At 68.9% G+C, this 20638-nt stretch carries 18 protein-coding genes and 1 pseudogene; 11 read left to right on the plus strand and 8 right to left on the minus strand.

The genetic code is table 11. The features are described 5' to 3' along the window. The first annotated feature begins 20 nt into the window (after positions 1-20). The 8 genes from ABDK56_RS08880 (at position 21) to ABDK56_RS08915 (ending at position 12077) form a co-directional block, all read left to right on the plus strand. On the plus strand, positions 21-1103 hold the full coding sequence (locus tag ABDK56_RS08880; protein ID WP_349807908.1) for a hypothetical protein: 1083 nt from the start codon (positions 21-23) through the stop codon (positions 1101-1103). Positions 1104-1117: 14 nt separating this feature from the next. After that, positions 1118-1690, plus strand: coding sequence for a fasciclin domain-containing protein (locus ABDK56_RS08885; RefSeq protein ID WP_349807909.1), 573 nt, complete (start codon positions 1118-1120; stop codon positions 1688-1690). A 181-nt stretch (positions 1691-1871) separates the two neighbouring features. After that, the gene (locus tag ABDK56_RS08890; protein WP_349807910.1) at positions 1872-4622 is read left to right on the plus strand and encodes an ATP-binding protein; all 2751 of its coding nucleotides are present in this window, start codon (positions 1872-1874) and stop codon (positions 4620-4622) included. Positions 4623-4736: 114 nt separating this feature from the next. Continuing rightward, on the plus strand, positions 4737-5840 hold the full coding sequence (gene dnaN, locus ABDK56_RS08895) for a DNA polymerase III subunit beta (protein ID WP_349807911.1): 1104 nt from the start codon (positions 4737-4739) through the stop codon (positions 5838-5840). A gap of 142 nt (positions 5841-5982) precedes the next feature. After that, positions 5983-7041, plus strand: a complete 1059-nt coding sequence (gene recF / locus ABDK56_RS08900) for a DNA replication/repair protein RecF (RefSeq protein ID WP_349807912.1) — start codon at positions 5983-5985, stop codon at positions 7039-7041. Between the two features lie 192 nt (positions 7042-7233). Continuing rightward, entirely contained in the window at positions 7234-8718 is a 1485-nt protein-coding gene (locus tag ABDK56_RS08905; RefSeq protein ID WP_349807913.1) for a DEAD/DEAH box helicase, read from the plus strand. Between the two features lie 79 nt (positions 8719-8797). Further along, entirely contained in the window at positions 8798-11272 is a 2475-nt protein-coding gene (gene gyrB / locus ABDK56_RS08910; protein ID WP_349807914.1) for a DNA topoisomerase (ATP-hydrolyzing) subunit B, read from the plus strand. A 37-nt stretch (positions 11273-11309) separates the two neighbouring features. Further along, entirely contained in the window at positions 11310-12077 is a 768-nt protein-coding gene (locus ABDK56_RS08915) for an endonuclease/exonuclease/phosphatase family protein (RefSeq protein ID WP_349807915.1), read from the plus strand. A 10-nt stretch (positions 12078-12087) separates the two neighbouring features. On the opposite strand, the gene rpoN is transcribed toward ABDK56_RS08915, so the two are convergent. The 5 genes from rpoN to ABDK56_RS08940 are packed head-to-tail and all read right to left on the minus strand — an operon-like array spanning position 12088 to position 16128. Next, positions 12088-13536 (minus strand): RNA polymerase factor sigma-54, encoded by a 1449-nt coding sequence (gene rpoN / locus ABDK56_RS08920; protein WP_349807916.1) that lies wholly within the window; start codon positions 13534-13536, stop codon positions 12088-12090. A 13-nt stretch (positions 13537-13549) separates the two neighbouring features. Further along, positions 13550-14323, minus strand: a complete 774-nt coding sequence (gene lptB / locus ABDK56_RS08925) for an LPS export ABC transporter ATP-binding protein (RefSeq protein ID WP_349807917.1) — start codon at positions 14321-14323, stop codon at positions 13550-13552. Between the two features lie 9 nt (positions 14324-14332). Beyond that, entirely contained in the window at positions 14333-14869 is a 537-nt protein-coding gene (locus ABDK56_RS08930; protein WP_349807918.1) for an LptA/OstA family protein, read from the minus strand. Next, positions 14866-15501, minus strand: a complete 636-nt coding sequence (gene lptC, locus ABDK56_RS08935; RefSeq protein WP_349807919.1) for an LPS export ABC transporter periplasmic protein LptC — start codon at positions 15499-15501, stop codon at positions 14866-14868. The genes ABDK56_RS08930 and lptC overlap by 4 nt, the downstream gene beginning before the upstream one ends. A 3-nt stretch (positions 15502-15504) precedes the next feature. Continuing rightward, entirely contained in the window at positions 15505-16128 is a 624-nt protein-coding gene (locus ABDK56_RS08940) for a ribonuclease D (protein WP_349807920.1), read from the minus strand. 243 nt (positions 16129-16371) lie between these two features. Between ABDK56_RS08940 and ABDK56_RS08945 the strand changes: the two genes are divergently transcribed. Beyond that, complete coding sequence (locus ABDK56_RS08945; protein WP_349807921.1) at positions 16372-17169, plus strand: cold-shock protein; 798 nt, start codon at positions 16372-16374, stop codon at positions 17167-17169. A gap of 84 nt (positions 17170-17253) precedes the next feature. Then, positions 17254-17769, plus strand: a complete 516-nt coding sequence (locus tag ABDK56_RS08950) for a GNAT family N-acetyltransferase (RefSeq protein WP_349807922.1) — start codon at positions 17254-17256, stop codon at positions 17767-17769. On the opposite strand, the gene ABDK56_RS08955 is transcribed toward ABDK56_RS08950, so the two are convergent. Both ABDK56_RS08955 and ABDK56_RS08960 read right to left on the minus strand, forming a co-directional pair. Further along, entirely contained in the window at positions 17766-19364 is a 1599-nt protein-coding gene (locus ABDK56_RS08955) for a cisplatin damage response ATP-dependent DNA ligase (protein WP_349807923.1), read from the minus strand. The genes ABDK56_RS08950 and ABDK56_RS08955 overlap by 4 nt on opposite strands. A 34-nt stretch (positions 19365-19398) precedes the next feature. Then, complete coding sequence (locus ABDK56_RS08960; protein ID WP_349807924.1) at positions 19399-19704, minus strand: hypothetical protein; 306 nt, start codon at positions 19702-19704, stop codon at positions 19399-19401. Between the two features lie 161 nt (positions 19705-19865). On the opposite strand from ABDK56_RS08960, the gene rpmG reads away from it, so the two are divergent. After that, positions 19866-20033, plus strand: a complete 168-nt coding sequence (gene rpmG / locus ABDK56_RS08965; RefSeq protein WP_349807925.1) for a 50S ribosomal protein L33 — start codon at positions 19866-19868, stop codon at positions 20031-20033. A 219-nt stretch (positions 20034-20252) separates the two neighbouring features. Here rpmG and ABDK56_RS08970 read toward each other — a convergent pair. Beyond that, positions 20253-20600 (minus strand): annotated as a pseudogene (locus ABDK56_RS08970) (response regulator); the annotation flags it as partial. Positions 20601-20638 lie beyond the last annotated feature (38 nt).

Below are 20638 nucleotides of genomic sequence, written 5' to 3' on the forward strand. Positions count from 1 at the left end.
CATTCGAAGGAGATTTTCCGATGTCGAAACATATTCTTGCGCTCGCCTCTGCGCTGTTGGTCAGCGCGGCTCCGGTCCTCGCCGGGCCGGGCGGCGGACATGGCGGTGGTGGCCCCGGCGGCGGCCATGGCGGCGGTCCGGGCGGAGGCCACGGCAATGGCGGCGGCGGCGGACACGCCATGATGATGGGTGGCCCCGGCGGCGGTCACGGCAACGGCGGTGGCCATGGCGGCGGCCCCGGTGGCGGCCACGGCGGCGGACGTCCTGCATTCGCCGGCTTCCAGCAGCATGGTGGCGGGCACGCACGCGGCGGCGGGCACCACATGCGCGTCGAACGGCAGGCGCAGCGGGTCGAGCAAGGCCGCGCTGCCCGTCAGGAGCGAATGGCCGAGCGCGGCAACGGCCATGGCCGCGCGATGGCGGTCGGCGGCGCGGCGGCAGCGGCGGTGGCCGGCGGGGTCGCGATGCACGAATATGCGCAGTCGCATAACGCGCAGGGCTATGGCGTCGGCGGCTGCCCGCCGGGGCTCGCCAACAAGGGTTGCATGCCCCCCGGACAGGCGAAGAAATATGTCGGCTCGGCGCTTCCCGCGACGTACGCCAACGACATGCTCGGCGGTGCTTGGCGCAGCTGGTATCCCGACAACAACCAATATTATTATCGGATGGGCGACGGGATGATCTATCGCGTCGACCGCGCCGACAACCTGGTCAACGCGCTGATCCCCTACGGCATCAGCGACTATGGCTATTACCCGGTCGGGGACGTCTATCCGGCAGACTATAATTATTACAACGTGCCCTATCCCTATCAGGGCTATTATCCCGACGGCGGCGACCTCGCCTACCGCTACGGCAACGGCGCGATCTACGGGGTCGATCCGCGCACCAACATGGTCCAGTCGATCGTCGCGCTGCTCGCGGGCGACCTCGCGATCGGGCAGCGGCTTCCGGCCGACTATGGGGTGTACAACGTGCCGCTCGCCTATCGCAGCCAATATTACGACACCCCGAATGACTGGTATCGCTACAATGACGGCTACATCTACCGGGTCGACCCGGCGACGCAGCTGATCACCGCGATCGCCAAGGCGCTGGTCTGAAACAGGAGAAGCTCATGACTATTCGTTCGATCGCGCTCGCGATGGGCGCGGCCTCTGCGCTCGCGCTCGGCGCTTGCAACAAGAAGAGCGATGCCGAGAAATCGGCCGCGCCCACCGAAAACGCGCAGAAGGCGGCGGGCAGCGACACGATCGCCGCCGGCATCGACGCCAAGTCGAAGTTCATGACCGCGGCCAAGGCGGCTGGGCTCGACGCGACGCTGGCGGGGCCGGGGCCGTACACGGTCCTCGTTCCGACCGATGCGGCGTTCGACAAGCTCCCGGCCGGGACCCTCGACGGGTTGCTCAAGCCCGAGAACAAGCCCCAGCTGGCCGCGCTGCTGACCTACCACATCCTCCCCGGGACGATGCTGGTCGCCGACATCGGCAAGGCGATCGACGCCGGAAAGGGCAAGACGCTGCTGCCGACGATGGGCGGCGGGACGATCACCGCGACCAAGGACGGCGACAAAATCGTGCTGACCGACGCCGGCGGCGGCAAGGCGACGATCGGCAAGGCCGACGAGAAAAGGTCGAACGGCGTGGTCCAGGAAATCGACGGCGTCCTCCAGCCGGGCAAGGCGAAGTAACCGAAGCGGACCGAATGCGGGGCGGCGATCTCTAGCGAGAAGCAAGGCCGCTCCGTTTTGGACTCAGTGACAAGCGACAACTAACCATCATCTCCGCATCCCCACGTCGACTTCGAGGGGAACGGAGATGATGGCGTTTCGGAATCACGCGCGGCATCAACTTTGGCTTGCGGCCGCTTGTTTGGGCCTCGCCTTCTTTCTGGCGGCCATCGGCGGGATCGAGCTGACCCGCGCCAACGGGCGTATCGCCTCGGTATGGATCGCGAACGCCATCGCCGTCGGCGTCCTCGTCGGCAGGGCGCGCCGCGAATGGCCCGCGCTGCTTTTCGCCGCGGCTGCCGCCAACGTCGCGGCCAATCTCGTTATCGGCGATTCTTTGCTTCGCGCTCTAGGCTTTGTGCTGTCCAATTCCCTCGAAGTGTCGCTCGCGGCGTTTCTGCTTGCCGTCCGGTCCCCAAGGCCGCTGACGTTCGACAAGGCGCCCGCGACCCTGTGGTTCCTGCTCGTCGCCGCCATCCTCGCTCCGGCAAGTTCGGCGGTGCTCGCGACGGCGCTGTTGGCGGGTGGGGACCAGTATAGGTTCTTCGTCGACTGGTACGTAGCTGATGCGCTCGGCCTGATGCTGTTCGTGCCGATCGTCGCCAGCCTGCTGACTGTGCGGCATGGCGACCAGCGCAGCGCCGGCGAGGTGATGCTGCTCGCCATCGCCGGGGTCGCGCTCGGCTACGTCGTGTTCAACCAGTCCGCGCCGGTGCTGTTCATGATCGCCCCGCTGCTGATGTTCGCGACCTTCCGCGTCGGCATCGCTGGGGCGCTGGTGGTGCTGATGGCGGTCGGGGCGGTCGCGATGACCGCGACGGCCAAGGGAATGGGGCCGATCGCGCGCAACCTCGCCGACCCGACCGCGCGCAACTATGTGCTGCAACTGTTCGCCGCGGCGATGCTGTTCATGATCCTGCCGGTGCGCGCGCTGATCGGCGAGCGCGACCGGCTGTCGCGCCGGATGGCGCAAAGCGAGCGGATGTTCGCGCGAATCGCCGAGGCCTCGCCGGCGGGGATCGTCTATCTCGGTGCCGACGGCGCGGCGACGCTTGCCAATGCGCGCTGGAAGGAGCTGACCGGGGCCGATGCGCTCGGCGAGGCCAGCATGGGCTGGGCCGCTGCGTTCGACCCGGGCGAACCGTCGGCGGTCGGTGCGCTGTGGGAACGGGCGCGTTCGAGCCTGCAGCCGACCGAGGGCGAGTTTCGCCTTGCCCGGCCGGGGGACGGCTCGCGCTGGGGCCAGCTCAACATCTATCCCGAAGTCGACGCGGGCGAGGCGCTCGGCTTCGTCGCGCGACTGACCGACGTGACCCTCCGCCGCAAGGCCGACGACGAGCTGGTCGAGGCGCGCGACGCGGCCGAAGCCGCCGCCACCGCCAAGGGCAATTTCGTCGCCCAGATGAGCCACGAGATCCGTACCCCGCTGACCGGCGTGATCGGGATGATCGACCTGTTGCGGGTCGATCCCGACCCCGACGAGCAACAGAAATATCTGGCGACGCTCAAGCAGTCGGCCGACCTGTTGCTGGCGGTCCTCGACGACGTGCTCGACTTCTCGAAACTCGAAAGCGACGCCATGCCGATCGACGCGATCGACTTCGACCTCGAAGCGCTGATCGACAATTCGCTCGCCCTCTTCGCCAACGCGGCGTCGCGGAAGGGGCTGCTGCTCGAATTCGACCGCGGCGCGGCGAAGGCGACCAGCGCGGTCCGCGGTGATTCGGTCCGGCTTCAGCAGGTGCTGGTCAATTTCCTGTCCAACGCGATCAAGTTCACCGACCGCGGCACGATCAAGGTCCGCCTGTTCGCGGACGCCCCGGCGCCGGGCCAGGCCGCCCGCTACCGGGTCGAGGTCGAGGACAGCGGTATCGGGTTTGACGACGGCGATGCCGACCAGCTGTTCAACCCCTTCGTCCAGGCCGAGGCGTCGATCGCGCGCCGGTTCGGCGGCACCGGGCTGGGGCTGTCGATCGCGCGCGGGATCATCGCGGCGATGGGCGGGCGGATCGGCGCGACGTCGCGCCCCGGCCATGGATCGACCTTCTGGTTCGAAGTGCCGCTTCTCCCCGCGAGCGCGCCGATCGCGCCGGTCGGCGAGCGTGCGCCAGCCGCCGTCGCGACCGACCGGCCGCTCGACGTCCTCGTCGCCGAGGACAATCCGGTCAACCAGATGCTGCTGCGCGCCTATCTGTCGCGCCGGGGCCACCGGGTCGACACCGTCCGCAACGGGCGGCTCGCGGTCGAGGCCGCCACGGCGCGGGCGTTCGACGTGATCGTCATGGACATGCAGATGCCCGAGATGGACGGCCTCGCCGCGACCCGCGCGATCCGGGGCGGCGGCGGCCCGAATGCGGCGACCCCGATCGTCGCGCTGACCGCCGACGCCTCGCCCGAGCGCAAGCGCTTTTACGAAGGCGCAGGGCTCAGCGCTTTCCTCACCAAGCCGATCGACGAGCCGCTGCTGGTCGAGACGCTGGGCAGGCTGGCCGCCTCGCGAGACGAGGGCGTCTCGGCGAGCGCGGCCGCGGCATCGTCAGATGCGCTCGCGCTCGACGAGGCCCGACTGGCCGCGCTGTCCGACCGTCTCGGTGCCGATCGGGTCGACGAGCTGCTCGCGCTGCTCGCGCTCGACTGCCGCCAACGGCCCGCGGCGGTCCAGCTTCTTTTGGAAGCCGGCGATCGCCCGGCGCTGGCCGCGGCGGCGCACAGCGCGAAGGGGGCCGCCGACAGCATCGGCGCGACGCTCCTCGCGCAGGCGGCGCGCGACCTCGAGGACATCGCGCCCGGCCAGTCGATCGAGGCCGCGGTGCGGACGTTCGAACGCTGCGCCGCGGCGACCGCCCGCGCGATCGACGCGCGCGAGGCGGCACGGCTGCGCGACATCGCCTGAACCCGGGGTCGCGGAACCTCGAGCGTCCCCGCAAAAGCCGCGCATTGCCTCTGGCCAGCGGGAATCGCCTCGCTATAACGGTCGCAAATCCGCAAATGGGGCAATGAGGCGAGCATGAAGGCGACGATTGAGCGGGCGACCCTGTTGAAGAGCCTGAGCCACGTCCAGTCGGTGGTCGAGCGGCGCAACACCATCCCGATCCTGTCGAACGTGCTGCTCGAGGCGAAGGACGACGGGTCGCTCCGGCTGATGGCGACCGACCTCGACCTGCAGGTCGACGAAAGCGTCGCCGCGCAGGTCGCGCAGGCGGGCGCGACGACCGTCCCCGCGCACACGTTTTTCGACATCGTCCGCAAATTGCCCGAGGGCAGCCAGGTCGAACTGACCGCCGCCGACGGCAAGATGCAGGTTGTCGCCGGGCGCGCCAGGTTCAACCTGTCGACGCTGCCGCGCGACGACTTCCCGGTGATCGCCGAGGGCGAGCTGCCGACCCGCTTCGACCTTCCCGCGCAGCTCCTGCGTCAGATCATCGACAAGACGCGCTTCGCCATCTCCACCGAGGAAACCCGCTACTATCTGATGGGCATCTTCCTCCACGTCGCCGACGACAAGCTGAAGGCGGCGGCAACCGACGGTCACCGGCTGGCGCGGGTCACGGTGGACAAGCCCGAGGGCGCCGACGGCATGCCCGACGTGATCATCCCGCGCAAATGCGTCGCCGAGCTGCGCAAGCTGCTCGACGAGGTCGAAGGCACGGTGGAAGTCTCGCTGTCGCCCACGAAAGTCCGCTTCGGGCTCGGCGCCGCTGTGCTGACCTCGAAACTGATCGACGGCACCTTTCCCGATTACAATCGCGTTATCCCGACCGCGAACGACAAGCTGCTCAAGCTCGACCCGAAAAGCTTCATGGCCGGGGTCGACCGCGTTTCGACCATCGCCAGCGAAAAGACCCGCGCGGTCAAGATGGCGGTCGACCGCGACAAGCTTACGCTCAGCGTGACCAGCCCTGAAAACGGCCTCGCGACCGAGGAGCTCGCCGCCGATTACAGCACCGACCCGATCGAGATCGGCTTCAACGCGCGCTACCTGATGGACATTCTCCAGCAGATCGAGGGCGACAGCGTCGAGGTCCACCTCGCCGATGCCGCCGCACCGACGCTGCTGCGCGAGAACGACAAGTCGAGCGCGCTCTACGTCCTCATGCCGATGCGAGTCTGAGCCGCCGAGCATAAGCCAAGCGGAGCGAAGCGAGCGCGGCTTATGCGATAGACGGCGAGGATCGGACGGCCTGCCCCGGCTCTCGGGGACAGGACCGACGGCGCGGATTTACTCCGCGCCGGTTCGCGACCACAGGAAAGCGGTGCTCACCCGCCTCGCCCTCACCGACCTGCGCAACCACGCCTCCGCCCTGATCGAGGCGGCGTCGGGGTTCGTCCTGCTCAGCGGGCCGAACGGGGCGGGCAAGACCAACATTCTCGAGGCGGTGTCGCTGCTCGCGCCCGGACGAGGCCTCCGGCAGGCCGCGTTGTCCGACGTCGCTCGGCACGACGGGCCGGGCGGGTTCGCGGTCGCGGCGCGGCTGGCCGACGGCACCGATCTCGGCACGGGGACGATCGCGACGGCGCCCGAGCGGCGCCAGGTGCGGGTCAACGGCGCGACGGCGCCGGTGTCGGCGCTGGCCGAACGGGTCGCGGTGTTGTGGCTGACCCCGGCGATGGACCGCTTGTTCACCGAGAGCGCGGGCGGGCGGCGGCGCTTCCTCGACCGGCTGGTGCTCGCGCTCGAGCCCGCGCACGCCGCGCATGCTTCGCGCTACGAGGCGGCGATGCGCGCGCGTAACAAGCTGCTCGCCGAGCCCGATTCGGCCGACCCGCAATGGCTCGCGGCGCTCGAAGCGGGGATGGCCGAACATGGCGCGGCGCTGACCGAAGCGCGCGGGCGGACGGTGAGCGCGCTGGGGACGGCGCTGGCGGGCACGGACGACCGCGACTTCCCCGCGGCAAGCCTGTCGCTCGACGGTTGGGGCGGCGATGATCTCGCGGCGACGCTGAAGGCAAACCGCGGGCGCGACGCGGCGGCGGGGCGTGCAGTCGAAGGTCCGCATCGCCAGGACCTCCTGGTCGCCAACCGCGCGAAGGGCGAGCCCGCTGCGCTAGGCTCGACCGGCGAGCAAAAGGCGCTGCTGCTCGGCCTCGTCCTCGCCCATGCCGGGCTGGTGGCCGAGCGGCGCGGCCAGCCGCCGGTCGTACTGCTCGACGAGGTCGCCGCGCATCTCGACCCCACGCGCCGCGCCGCGCTGTACGACCGGCTCGCGGGTCGCGGGCAGGTGTGGATGACCGGGACCGAGGCGGCGCTGTTCGACGGGATCGGCGCGGCGACCCGCCTTCATGTCGACCACGGAACGATTTTTCCCGCTTGACTGGACTTTCCGGCGATTATCGCTATATCGCATTGCAACACGAGACGCCTTGCAAGCGGCGTGATCGGCCTTTTCGAGGCTCGGCCCGCGTCTCTCCCGAACTTTCGGCGCCCCCTTTCACGCGGGGTGCCCAGCCCCATTCGGACCGGCCGCGCACGATGCGCCTGGCCGCTCCCTTTCATTGGATTTCCCATGACCCAATTCACCGACCTCGGCCTTTCGCGGCCGCTGCTCGCCGCGCTGGCGAGCAAGAATTACACGACGCCGACGCCGATCCAGGCGCAGGCGATCCCGCCGATCCTCGCCGGGCGCGACCTGATGGGCCTCGCCCAGACCGGCACCGGCAAGACCGCCGCGTTCATGCTGCCCAGCCTCGACCGGCTGGTCGCGGCGTCGAACAGCCGCCCGCTGCCGGGCAAGGCGCGGATGCTGGTGCTCGCCCCGACCCGCGAGCTGGCGGCGCAGATCGCCGAGAGCGCGCGCACCTACGCCAAGGGCCAGCACCTCAGCGTCGGCGTGATCTTCGGCGGCGTGCCCGTCCCGCGCTCGATCCGCGAAGTGTCGCGCGGGCTCGACGTGCTCGTCGCCACCCCGGGCCGGCTGCTCGACCTCGTCGACCAGCGCGTGCTCGACCTGTCGCGGCTCGAGATCCTCGTCCTCGACGAGGCCGACCAGATGCTCGACCTCGGCTTCATCCACGCGCTCAAGCGGATCGTAAAGCTGATCCCGGCCAAGCGGCAGACCCTGTTCTTCTCGGCGACCATGCCGAAGTCGATCAAGCAGCTTGCCGATGCCTACCTCACCAACCCCGCCGAAGTTCGCGTCGCCCCGGTGTCGAGCACCGCCGAGCGGGTCGAACAGTCGGTCACCTTCGTCAACCAGGCCGAGAAGCAGGCGCTGCTCACCCTGTTCTTCCAGTCGAACGAGATCGAGCGCGCGCTGGTCTTTTCGCGCACCAAGCATGGCGCCGACAAGATCGTGCGGATGCTCGGCGCGGCGGGAATCGCGTCGAACGCGATTCACGGCAACAAGAGCCAGGCGCAGCGCGAAAAGGCGCTCGCGGCCTTCCGCTCGGGCGAGGTGCCGGTGCTGGTGGCGACCGACATCGCCGCGCGAGGGATCGACATTCCGGGCGTCAGCCACGTGCTTAACTTCGACCTGCCCAACGTCCCCGAACAATATGTCCACCGCATCGGGCGGACCGCGCGGGCGGGGGCGTCGGGGCTTGCGCACGCATTCTGCGCGCCCGACGAGCGGCCCTATCTCAAGGATATCGAGAAGCTCACCCGCCAGCAGATCGCGACCGTCGCGCTGCCCGAGGGCTTCATGGCGGCGGTCGAGGCGATCAAGCGGCTGAAGCCCGCCCCGCGCCGCGGCGAGGACGAGACGCAGCAGCGCCATCGCCAGCCGTCGCGCAACCGCGGTCCGCGCTACGCGCCGATCGACATGAAGGCCGATCGCCGGGCGGATGGCCAGCGCCGCGCCTCGACCAACGAGCGGCGCGACGACTCGCGCGGGCCCAAGCCCAATCCGGCGCGGCCCAACCCGGCGCGCCATCCGCAGCGCGCCGACGGCCATCCCGGCCATCGCCCCGAAGGCGGGCGTCCGGGCAACCGCTCGCCGCGCGGTCGCCGTCGTGGCGGGGGTGGAGGCGGCGGCAACCGCGCCTCGGCGTAACGCCTCGCCAGCCCGTTTCCCTCGCGCCCGCGCGTACGCGCGCGTTGCGCGAGGGTTCCCGCCCCATTAGAGCATGACCATGGCTAGCGATCCCAACCAGAACTCCTACGGCGCCGACAGCATCAAGGTGCTCAAGGGCCTCGACGCGGTGCGCAAGCGCCCGGGCATGTACATCGGCGATACCGACGACGGGTCGGGCCTCCACCACATGGTGTTCGAGGTCAGCGACAATGCGATCGACGAGGCGCTGGCCGGGCATTGCGACCGGATCCTGATCACGCTCAACCCCGACGGCTCGGTCAGCGTCGAGGACAATGGCCGCGGCATTCCGACCGGCATCCACCCCGAGGAGGGGGTCAGCGCGGCCGAGGTCATCATGACCCAGCTCCACGCCGGGGGTAAGTTCGAAAATACCAGCGACGACAATGCCTACAAGGTGTCGGGCGGCCTCCACGGCGTCGGGGTCAGCGTGGTCAACGCGCTCAGCGAATATCTCGACCTCACCATCTGGCGCGACGGCGAGGAGCATTTCATGCGCTTCGCCCACGGCGACGCGGTCGCCCCGCTCAAGGTGGTCGGTCCCGCCAACGGCAAGAAGGGGACCAAGGTCACCTTCCTGCCCAGCCCGGCGACCTTCAAGATCACCGAGTTCGACTTCGAAAGCCTCGAGCATCGCTATCGTGAGCTGGCGTTCCTCAACTCGGGCGTCCGGCTCGTGCTCGCCGATGCGCGGCACGAGGAGCGCAAGGAAGTCGAGCTGTTCTACGAGGGCGGCATCGCGGCGTTCGTGAAGTGGCTCGACCGCGCCAAGACCGCGCTGATCCCCGAGCCGATCTCGGTCACCGGGCAACGCGACGACATCGGCATCGACGTCGCGCTCGAATGGAACGACAGCTATTACGAGAACGTCCTGTGCTTCACCAACAACATCCCGCAGCGTGACGGCGGCACCCACCTCGCCGCGTTCCGCGCCGCGCTGACCCGCACGCTCAACAATTACGCTGACAAGTCGGGCATATTGAAGAAAGAGAAGATCGGCCTCACCGGCGAGGACATGCGCGAGGGCCTGACCGCGATCGTGTCGGTCAAGCTTCCAGACCCCAAGTTCGGATCGCAGACCAAGGACAAGCTGGTCAGCTCCGAAGTGCGCCAGCCGCTCGAAAGCCTGATGGCCGACAAGCTCGCCGAATGGCTCGAGGAAAACCCGGCGCACGCGCGGACGATCATCCAGAAGATCATCGACGCCGCCGCGGCGCGCGAAGCCGCGCGCAAGGCACGCGAGGCCAGCCGCAAGTCGGTGATGGGGATCGCCTCGCTCCCCGGCAAGCTCGCCGACTGCCAGGAAAAGGACCCGGCGCTTTCCGAGCTCTTCCTCGTCGAGGGCGACAGCGCCGGCGGCTCGGCCAAGCAGGGCCGCAACCGCCACAACCAGGCGATCCTGCCGCTCAAGGGCAAGATCCTCAACGTCGAGCGCGCGCGGTTCGACCGGATGCTCGGCTCGAAGGAAATCGGGACGATGATCCAGGCGCTCGGCACCGGCATCGGGCGCGAGGACTTCAAGCTCGACAAGCTGCGCTATCACAAGATCGTGATCATGACCGACGCCGACGTCGACGGCGCGCATATCCGCACGCTTCTGTTGACCTTTTTCTACCGCCAGATGCCCGAGCTGATCGAGGCGGGGCATCTCTTCATCGCCCAGCCGCCGCTCTACAAGGTGTCGCGCGGGCGCAGCGAGGTCTACGTCAAGGACGATGCCGCGCTCGACGACTATCTCGTCAACGCCGGGCTCGAAGGGCTGGTGCTCGACGGGGCGGGCGGACAGCGCAGCGGCGACGATTTGCGCTCGCTGGTCGACCATGCCCGGCGGATGCGCACGCTGATGCGCTACGCCCCCAAGAAATACGACCCGGCGCTGATCGAGGCGCTGGCGCTCCTGGGCGCGCTCGACCCGACGCTTCCCGAGACGCGCAAAGGCGAGGCCGCGACGCTTGTTGCCGAATGGCTCGGTCGCGGCGATCTCGAAGCAGCCTGGTCGGGCGAAGTCGCCGAGGAGGGCGGCTATGTCCTGCGTCGTCGCTGGCGCGGGGTGACCGACGCGACGATCGTCGAGCCGAGCTTCCTTGTCTCGGCCGAGGCGCGCAAGCTCCACTCGCTCGCCGCCGAGCAGGCCGAAACTTACGCCAGTCCGGCGACGCTCCGGTCGGTCAAGGCCTCCGCCGCCAAGGTCGAGGCGACCGAGGAGGGCGAGGAAGCCGAAGTCGACACCAAGAAGTCCACCAAGGTCACCCGCCCGTCCGAACTGCTCGACGCCGTGCTCGCCGCGGGCCGCAAGGGCCTCAGCATCCAGCGCTACAAGGGCCTCGGCGAAATGAACGCCGAGCAATTGTGGGAAACCACGCTCGACCCGTCGAACCGCTCGCTGCTGCGGGTCGAGGTGTCGCAGGCCGACGTCGCCGACGAGATCTTCACCCGGCTGATGGGCGACGTGGTCGAACCGCGCCGCGAATTCATCCAAGACAATGCGCTGAGCGTCGCGAACCTCGACGTCTAGGCGGAACCGGGTGGTGACGGCACGGGTTGGCGAGGGCGTGACTTCCCGCACCATCACCGTCGCGTCGTACAACATGCGCAAGGCGATCGGGACCGACCGGCGGCGGCGGCCCGACCGGGTGCTCCACGTGCTCCAGGAAATCGACGCCGACGTGGTCGCGTTGCAGGAGGCCGACCGCCGCTTCGGCACTCGCGCCTCGGCGGTGCCGCACGCACTGATCGACGATCACGGCCTCTACAAGCCGGTCGAGTTCGGCGTGTCGCATTCGCGCCTCGCCCACGCGATCCCGTTCGGCGAGGCGATCGAGGACCGGCTCGGGCTAGCGACGCGAAACCTCGGCTGGCACGGCAACGCCATCCTGGTAAAGCACGACATCGAGGTCACCGGCTACGAGGCGCTGCACCTGCCGACGATCGAGCCGCGCGGCGCGGTGATCGCCGAACTCAACGTGCGGGGGCAGGATTTGCGGATCGTCGGGATGCACCTCGACCTGTCGGGCGTCATGCGGCGGCGACAGGTGCGCGCCATCCTCGACCATATCGCGCGCCGCCACCGGGCGATGCCGACGGTGCTGATGGGCGACACCAACGAATGGCGGAACGCGAACGGCGCGTTGCAGGAATTCGGCCGCCATTACCGGATCGCGCCGACCGGACCGAGCTACCACAGTCGCAAGCCGGTCGCCGCGCTCGACCGGATCATTGTCGACCACCGGCTGACGATCGACGAGGCGGGCACCCACCGCTCGGCCGAGGCGCGAAAGGCGAGCGATCACCTGCCGGTCTGGGCGCGGCTGAAGCTCTGACGAAGCGGCCCTAGCCGGCGATCTTGCGCCGCCGCCGCCGCTCGATCGACGAGCCGATTCCCATCGCCTCGCGATATTTGACCACCGTGCGCCGGGCGATGTCGTAGCCTTTGGCCTTGAGCAGCCCGGCGATCGCGTCGTCGCTCAAAATGTCGGTCTCGGCCTCGATCAGCCTGCCGATCTCGGCCTTGACCGCCTCGGCCGCCGCGCCCTCGCCGTCGCCGCTCGCCACCCCCGAGCCGAAAAAGGCGCGAAGCTCGAACAGCCCGCGCTCGCATTCGAGATATTTGTTCGCGGCGACCCGGCTGACGGTCGATTCATGCATCTCGATCGCCTCGGCGACCTTGCCCATCGTCAGTGGCTTCAGCGCCGCGATGCCCTGTTCAAAGAAGCCCTGCTGCTGCCTCACGATCTCGGTCGCGACCTTGACGATCGTCCGCGCGCGCTGGTCGAGCGCCTTGATCAGCCAGTTGGCCGATTGCAGCTGGTCGGTCAGCCACGCCTTCGACGCCTTGTCGTTCGCCCCGCGCTTCAGCTCGGCATGGTAGCGGCGGTTGACCAGCACGCGGGGCAGCGCGGCGGCGTTGAGCTCGACCGCCCACCCCTCGCGCGTCCGCCGCACCAGCACGTCGGCGACGATGCTGTCGGGCTCCTTCGCGGCGAAGCGGCAGCCGGGCTTGGGGTCGTAGCCGCGAAGCTCGCGGATCATGTCGGCGAGGTCCTCGTCGTCGACCCCGCAGATCCGCTTCAGATCCTTGGTGCGCCCCTTGGCGAGCAGGTCGAGGTTGGCGATCAGCCGCGCCATCGCCGGGTCGTAGCGGTCGGCGGCGCGCGCCTGGAGCGCGATGCACTCCTCGAGGCTGCGCGCGGCGACCCCCGGCGGGTCGAGCGACTGGACAAGCGCCAGCGCCTCGTTGGCCTCCTTCGCCGTCGCGCCAAGCTCGTCGGCGATCACCGAGAGGGGCGTATCGAGATAACCGGTTTCCTCGAGCTCGTGGACGATCCCCGCCGCCAGCCGACCGACCGTTCCACCGATGCCGTGTAGCTGGCCCATCAGATGTTCGCACAGCCCGGTTTCGCACGCCGCCAGCCGGTCGAAGTCGAAACCGTCCACGTCGCCCCCGCGCGCGGCGTCGCTGGCCGAGTCATTGTCGAGCGCGGCCTCGCGCCAGTCGACGTCGAGCGCGCCGTCGTCGACCCCGCCGAGCCGCTCGATCAGCCGGTCGCTGCCGTCGGGGTCGGCCGCCTCGTCGCCATATTCGCGGTCCTCGCGCACCACCACCGCGCCTTCGCCGCCGAGTCCCTGCGCCTCGAGCAGCGGGTTCTTCGCCAGTTCCTCGGCGATCACCGCCTCGATTTCCTGGTTGGTCAGCGCCAGCAGCTTGATCGCCGCCTGCAGCTGCTGGGTCATCACCAGCGACTGGGAAACGCGAAGATCGAGACGCGGACCTAGGCCCATGGTCAGGGCTTTATCAGAGCGCGAAGCTCTCGCCGAGGTAGAGGCGGCGGACCTGCTCGTCGGCCACCAGCGCCTGCGGCGTGCCCTCGAACAGCACTTGCCCGTCGTAGATGATGCAGGCGCGGTCGACGATGTCGAGCGTTTCGCGGACGTTGTGGTCGGTGATCAGCACGCCGATGTCGCGGCGCTTCAGATCCTTCACCAGGTCGCGAATGTCGCTGATCGAGATCGGGTCGATCCCCGCGAACGGCTCGTCGAGCAGCATGATCTTGGGGTCGGCGGCGAGCGCGCGGGCGATTTCGCAGCGGCGCCGCTCACCCCCCGACAGCGCGGTCGCGGGCGATTCGCGCAGCCGGTCGAGCCCGAATTCGTCGAGCAGCTGTTGCAGCCGCGCGGCCCGCACCGCGGAATCGCGCTGGCTGATCTCGAGCACCGACAATATGTTCTGTTCGACCGTCAGCCCGCGAAAGATCGAGGTTTCCTGTGGCAGGTAGCCGAGCCCGAGGACCGCGCGGCGATACATCGGCAGCCCGGTGATGTCCTGCCCGTCGAGCAGGATTCGCCCCGCGTCGGGCTTCACCAGCCCCATCACCGAATAGAAGCTGGTGGTCTTGCCCGCGCCGTTGGGGCCGAGCAGCCCGACCACTTCGCCCCGCGCGACGCGCATGCTGACGTCGTGGAGCACCGCGCGCCGGTCGTAGGCCTTGGCGATCGAGCGGACCTCGAGCCCGCGAAAGCCCGCGTCACCGCGCGGCTCTGAGCGCTCGATGGCTTGGACGTCGTTCATCGCCGCCGGTCAGCCGTTCTTCTGCGGCACGGTGAAATGACCCGACACGCGCCCGCCGGCGCCGTTGACCCCGGGCGGTCCGCCGTCGACCACCGCGCGTCCGCTGTTGAGGTCGATCACCAGCCGCTGGCCCATCAGGCTCGATCCGCCGCGGTCGAGTCGGACGTCGCCGATCAGCGTGATCAGCTTGCGGTTGAGGTCGTAGATGCCGAAATTGCCGCGCCCGGTCTCGGTCGGGCTGCGAACGACCACCCCGCCCGCCGCGTCGAGCCGCTGGATTTGGATCTTGCCCGCCGACGAATAGGCGATCGTCAGGCGCGCGGTGTCGAGCGTCAGCTCGTCCTGCTTCACATGGACGTTGCCGACGAACATCGCGCGGTCGGCGCGGTCCTGCACCTCCATCCGGTCGGCGTTGACGTCGACCGGGGCGTTGCTGTTGTGCCCCTTCAGCGCCGAGGTCGGCGCGGCGGCGGGGCCGACGGCGGCGATCAGCAGCGTCAGTCCGCCCGCTGCGGCGAGGGAAAAGGTGCGTTTCATGATCCTCATCTGACCGCCCCTTGAACGATTTTCAACCGCGCGCCCCCCGACAGCACCACGCTGTGCGAATTGAGATCGGCGGTCATCTGGTTGGCGCTGAACGGGCCGAGGCTGGTCACGCCCTGGACAGGCCCCGTGCTGTCGATCCGACGAGTCTTGAGGTCGACCACCACGTCGCGGGTCGCCAGCTTGTAGCCGTCGGGGCCCGACACGCCGACCGGCCCGTCGACGTTCACCAGCTGCTTGTCGAGGTTGTAGCGGCCGCGATCGGCGGCGATCGTCACCGGCCCACGCGGCAGGTCGAGGTTCGCCGACATGCCGTGGATGACCACGACCGGCTGGCTGCTCGACGGCTGGATCGCGCGCGTCGCGTTGATCGCGAAGGCGCGCCCCTCGTTATCCGCGCCGCGATATTTCGCGTCCTCGAGCCACATCCGTTCCTTGGTCGAGTCGACCTTTTTCTTGTCGAGGATGAAGCTGACTTCCTGCTTGTGCCCAAGCGGCGCGATCAGCAGCAGCGCGCCGAGCGCGATCGCCGCGCCGGGCAGCCCCCACTTGGCCAGCCCGACCAGCCGGTCGTGCCGGCTGCCCGGAGTCGCCCAGTCGCGGGGCGCGGCCTGACGATCGGCGGGGCCGGCCATGGCTCAGCTATGCGCGAACAGGTCGACCTCGGACCAGCCGGCGAGGTCGAGCAGCGCGCGATGCGGGAGGAAGTCGAAACAGGCCTGCGCCAGCCCGGTGCGCTGCTCGCGCTCGAGCCGGCGGTCGAGTTCTTCCTTCAGGCGATGGAGGTAGCGGACGTCGCTAGCGGCATAGTCGCGCTGCGCGTCGTTGAGCTCGGGCCCGCCCCAGTCGCTGGTCTGCTGCTGCTTGCTGATATCCTGGCCGAGCAGTTCCTTGACCAGCTCCTTCAGCCCGTGGCGGTCGGTGTAGGTGCGAACGAGGCGCGAGGCGGTGCGCGTGCAATAGAGCGGCGCGGCGATGATCCCGAGATAGGCGCGCATGATCGCGACGTCGAACCGCGCGAAATGGTAGAGCTTGAGCCGCGCGGGATCGGCCAGCAGCGCCTTGAGGTTCGGCGCGGCGAAGTCGCTTCGCGGGCCGAAGCGGACGAGGTGCTCGTCGCCCCCGCCGTCGCTCAGCTGGACGAGGCACAGCCGGTCGCGGCCGGGCATCAGCCCCATCGCCTCAGTATCGACCGCGATCGCCGCGCCGGGCGCGAACAGCGCGTCCGCGGGCAGGTCCTCTTCGTGAAAATAGATGGCCATGATGCCCTTTCGTCCCTGCCGCGCCGCCGCTGAACCCCCGCTGAGCGCGCGACCGAACGACCCCTCTAACCGGTTCGCGGGGGGCGAGGCCAGCGTTAACGGCCGAATCACCTAGGAGAAGCGGGATTTTTCCTGTAAGGCGCACGACGTGCGTGCACTTTATCGTGCGCGCATGGCCGGTTGCGCATGTTCCCAGCGCGGTGGTTCTTGGGATTCGGGGCAGCAATAAGAGTTTATACGGGCATGGGTTTCGATCGAGGGCGTAAGGGTGATCGCGGCGGGCGCGGCCGTGACAAGCGAGACGGTTTTGGCGGCGACGACAACGGCGGTGGCTTCGGCGATCGCGGTGGCTTCGGCGGCGGCTATGGCGGCGGTGGCGGCGGTTTCGGTGACCGTGGCGGCTTCGGCGGCGGTGGCGGCGGCTTTGGCGATCGCGGCGGCGGCTTCGGCGGCGGCGGCGGTGGCGGTGGCTATCGCGGCGGCGGCGGCGGCTTCCGCGGTGGCGGCGGCGGCGGTGGTTTCCGCGGCGGCGGTGGTGGCGGAATGCCCCCCCAGGTCGTCGGCGAAGGCAAGGGCGTCGTCAAATTCTTCAACCCGCAGAAGGGCTTCGGCTTCATCGTTCGTGACGATGGCGGCGAGGACGTGTTCGTCCACATCTCGGCGGTCGAACAGGCCGGTCTCACCGACCTCGCCGACGGCCAGCCGGTCGAGTTCACGCTTGTCGATCGCGGCGGGCGCATCTCGGCGACCGACATCAAGATCGACGGCGAGCCGATGGCGGTCGAACGCGCGCCCCGCGAAACCGGGCCGCAGCGTCAGCTGACCGGCGAAAAGGCGACCGGGACGGTCAAGTTCTTCAACGCGATGAAGGGCTTCGGCTTCATCAGCCGCGACGACGGACAGCCCGATGCGTTCGTCCACATCTCGGCGGTCGAGCGGGCGGGCCTGCCCACGATCAACGAGGGCGACCGGTTCGAATTCGACATCGAGGTCGATCGTCGCGGCAAATATGCCGCGGTCAATCTCGCCCCGGCGCAGTAGTCGACTCGCAAGTCGAGGCGAAAGCCCGTCCGGCGCGATCCGGGCGGGCTTTTCCTTTGGCCAGCGCTGCGGCAGAGCGACGCAATGCTTTTCCGTCCCGCCACTTCCGACGATCTCGACACGCTCAACGCGCTGGTCGAAAGCGCCTATCGCGGCGACAGCGCGCGGCGCGGCTGGACCCACGAAGCCGACCTGCTCGACGGACAGCGGACCGACCGCGAAGCGCTCGCCGAGACGATCGCCGACCCGGCGCAGCATCTGCTTGTCGCCGACGACGAGGGGACGCTCGCCGGCTGCATCTGCGTCACGGAAAAGCCCGGCGCGCTCGCCTATGTCGGCCTCGTCACGGTCGATCCTGCGCGGCAGGGCGGCGGGCTCGGGCGCGACCTGCTCGACGCGGGTGAGGCGGCGGCGCGCGCGGCCGGCGCAACTCGTGCCGAGATGACAGTGATCCGGCAGCGCGCCGAACTGATCGCCTGGTACGAGCGGCGCGGCTATGCGCTGACCGGCGAGCGGCGCCCTTTCCCGCATGGCGATGCCCGGTTCGGCCTGCCGAAGACCGACGCGCTGGAATTCGTCGTTCTCGAAAAGCCGCTCTAGGTCGCGAGTGCGAGTAGCCCGGCGACGGTGTCGGCCTCGTGCGCGGGCTTGTCTTGCCGAATCCGGCTGATCCGCGGGAAGCGCATCGCCAGCCCCGACTTATGACGCTTGCTGGCGTGGATCGAATCGAACGCGACCTCGAGCACGAGGCTCTTCTCGACCTCTCGCACCGGTCCGAATCGGTTGAGCGTGTGGTTGCGGACGAACCGGTCGAGCCACTTCAGCTCCTCGTCGGTGAAACCGAAATAGGCCTTGCCCACCGGCAGCAGCTCGCCGCTCTCGGTCCATGCGCCGAAGGTATAGTCCGAATAGAAGCTCGACCGCTTTCCCGACCCGCGCTGGGCGTACATCATCACGCAGTCAGCGGTCAGCGGATCGCGTTTCCACTTGTACCACAGCCCGGTCCGGCGCCCCGCGACATAGGGCGAGTCGCGCCGCTTGAGCATCATACCCTCGATACCCTCGTCGCGGCTGGCCGAGCGAATCTCGCCGAGCGCATCGAAATCGGCCGCCTCGATCACCGCGCTGAGGTCGAACCGCGCCGGGTCGAGCCGCTCGACGAACGCTTCGAGCCGCGCGCGCCGCTCGCTCCACGGCAGCGCGCGCAGATCCTCGCTGCCGTCGAACAATATGTCGTAGAGGCGGACGAACGCCGGAAACTGGCCCTGCGTCCTGGCGCTGACGTTCTTGCGGCCGAGTCGCTGCTGGAGCGCGTTGAAGCTCGCCGCCGCGCCGCCATGCTTGTCGGCGCCCTGCGCCTCGCCGCGCACGAGCAGCTCGCCGTCGAGCACCGCGGTCGTCGCGAACGCCTCGGCGATGTCGGGAAAGCTGCCCGAGATATCGTCCCCGGTCCGGCTGTAGAGCCGCGTGTCGCCGCCGGCATGGACCAGCTGGATGCGGATCCCGTCCCATTTCCACTCGGCGACATAGTCGGCGAGGTCGACCTTGGTGTCCTCGAGCGGATGGGCGAGCATGAACGGGCGGAACACCGGAACGTCCTCGGCGGTCGGCTGCGGCGCGCGGCCTTCGCCCCAGTCGAACAGCTCGCGATAGGGCGGCTTCAGCCCGTGCCACACTTCCTCGACCTGCTCGACGTCGAGCCCGTAGGCGTCGGCCAGCGCCTGCTTCGCCAACCGCGCCGAGATGCCGACCCGAAGCGCGCCGGTGGCGAGCTTGAGCAGCGCGTAGCGACCCGACGAATCGAGATGGTCGAGCATGTCGGCGAGCACGCGCGGGGCATCGACCTTGCTCGCCAGGCGCAGGCGCTCGACCGCTTCGGACAGGCGGATCGTGCCGTCGTCGATCTCGCCGCTCTCGCCCTCGGGCGCGGGCCACAGCAACGAGATGGTCTCGGCCCCGTCGCCGACATAATCGCGGCTCATCCGCAGCAGGACGGGGTCGATCCGCTCCTCGGCGAGTGCGCGCACCGCCGCCGGCTTGACGTGCGGGATGTCGAGCGTGCCGGTCAGCGCCGCGAGCGCCAGCCCGCGGTCGGGGTCGGGGGTGGCCTTGAGATAATCCCCGATCAACCGCAGCTTGCTGTTGCGCGAGCGCGTGTAGACGAGGTCGTCGAGCAGCTGGCTGAAGGCGCGCATGGCGCGTCAATGCGCCAGCGGCTGGAAAAGTGCCTTAATGGAGCCGGACGGCAAGCGCGGCGAGGATTGTCTCGCGGTCGGCGGGGGCCTCGCTGCCGAGCGCCTCGGCCATGTGGCTGAGGCAGGCGCGGGTCGCCTCGACATGGCCGGGCAGCATCGCGTAATGCGCGCCGTAATCGGCAAGCCCTTCAAGCGCCGACAGGCCATAGTCGGCGGCCATCGCCCGGATCGCATCCATCTTCCGGCAGATCGCCGCCTGCGCTAGCCGCGGCATCCGCGTCTCGATCTCGGCGATCCGCTGGCCCAAGCGGTTGCGGACGATGTTGAGCGATTCGGTCATGGCGATTCTCCGTTGACCGCCGCAGGGTCGCCCGAATTGGTTAACAAGGCGCGAATCTCCCTCCGCCTTGACAGAACCGCTCTCGCCCGCCATTGGGGCCGCGACCGGGCGGCGTGTGTGCGCCGCCTTCTCAATTTCTAGCGCTTTCCAGGAATTTCACGATGGCCAAGCCGGCAACCGTCAAGATCAAGCTCGTCAGCACCGCTGACACCGGCTTCTTCTACGTCACCAAGAAGAACCCGCGCAACCAGACCGAGAAGTTCGTCTTCAAGAAGTACGACCCGGTCGCGCGCAAGCACGTCGAGTTCAAGGAAGCGAAGATCAAGTAGTCGCCGCCGCGCGCAGCGACGCCGGCCTGCAAGGCCGCCGGAGCAGCGCGAAGAGCCGGCGACGAACGGCGACCTGCCGCGCAGCGGACAGGATCGACGGCGCGGATTCACTCCGCGCCGTTGCCATGTTCAGGCCGCGTCGGTCCCTCGATCCTGCCCATCTTCGACGGAAGGCTCACCGTCCGAGACCTCCGTCGCCGCTACAGCCGCCGCCTGCTCGAGCAGCGCATCGACCGTCTCGGCGAAGCGCACCACCGAAATCGGCTTCGACACATAGGCCTGCGCCCCCGCCGCGAGGAACCGCTCCTCGTCGCCCGCCCCGGCATAGGCGGTGACCGCCATGATCGGCACGTCCTTCAGCGTCTCGTCGGCGCGGATCTGCTCCATCAGCTCCATCCCCGATACGTGGGGCAGCTGGATGTCGGTGATCACCAGGTCGGGCTGGAACCTGCGGGCGGCGTCGAGCGCCTCGCGTCCGTCGCTGACCGGCTCCGGCTCGTGGCCGTGCGCGGCGAGCAGGTCGCAGAACAGCTTGATGTTGAGCGCGTTGTCCTCGACAACCAGGATCTTCGCCAACCCACTCCCCCGAACCAAACGGAAATTCC

The organism is Sphingomonas sp. ASV193, assembly GCF_040203355.1.
Taxonomy (GTDB): domain Bacteria; phylum Pseudomonadota; class Alphaproteobacteria; order Sphingomonadales; family Sphingomonadaceae; genus Sphingomicrobium.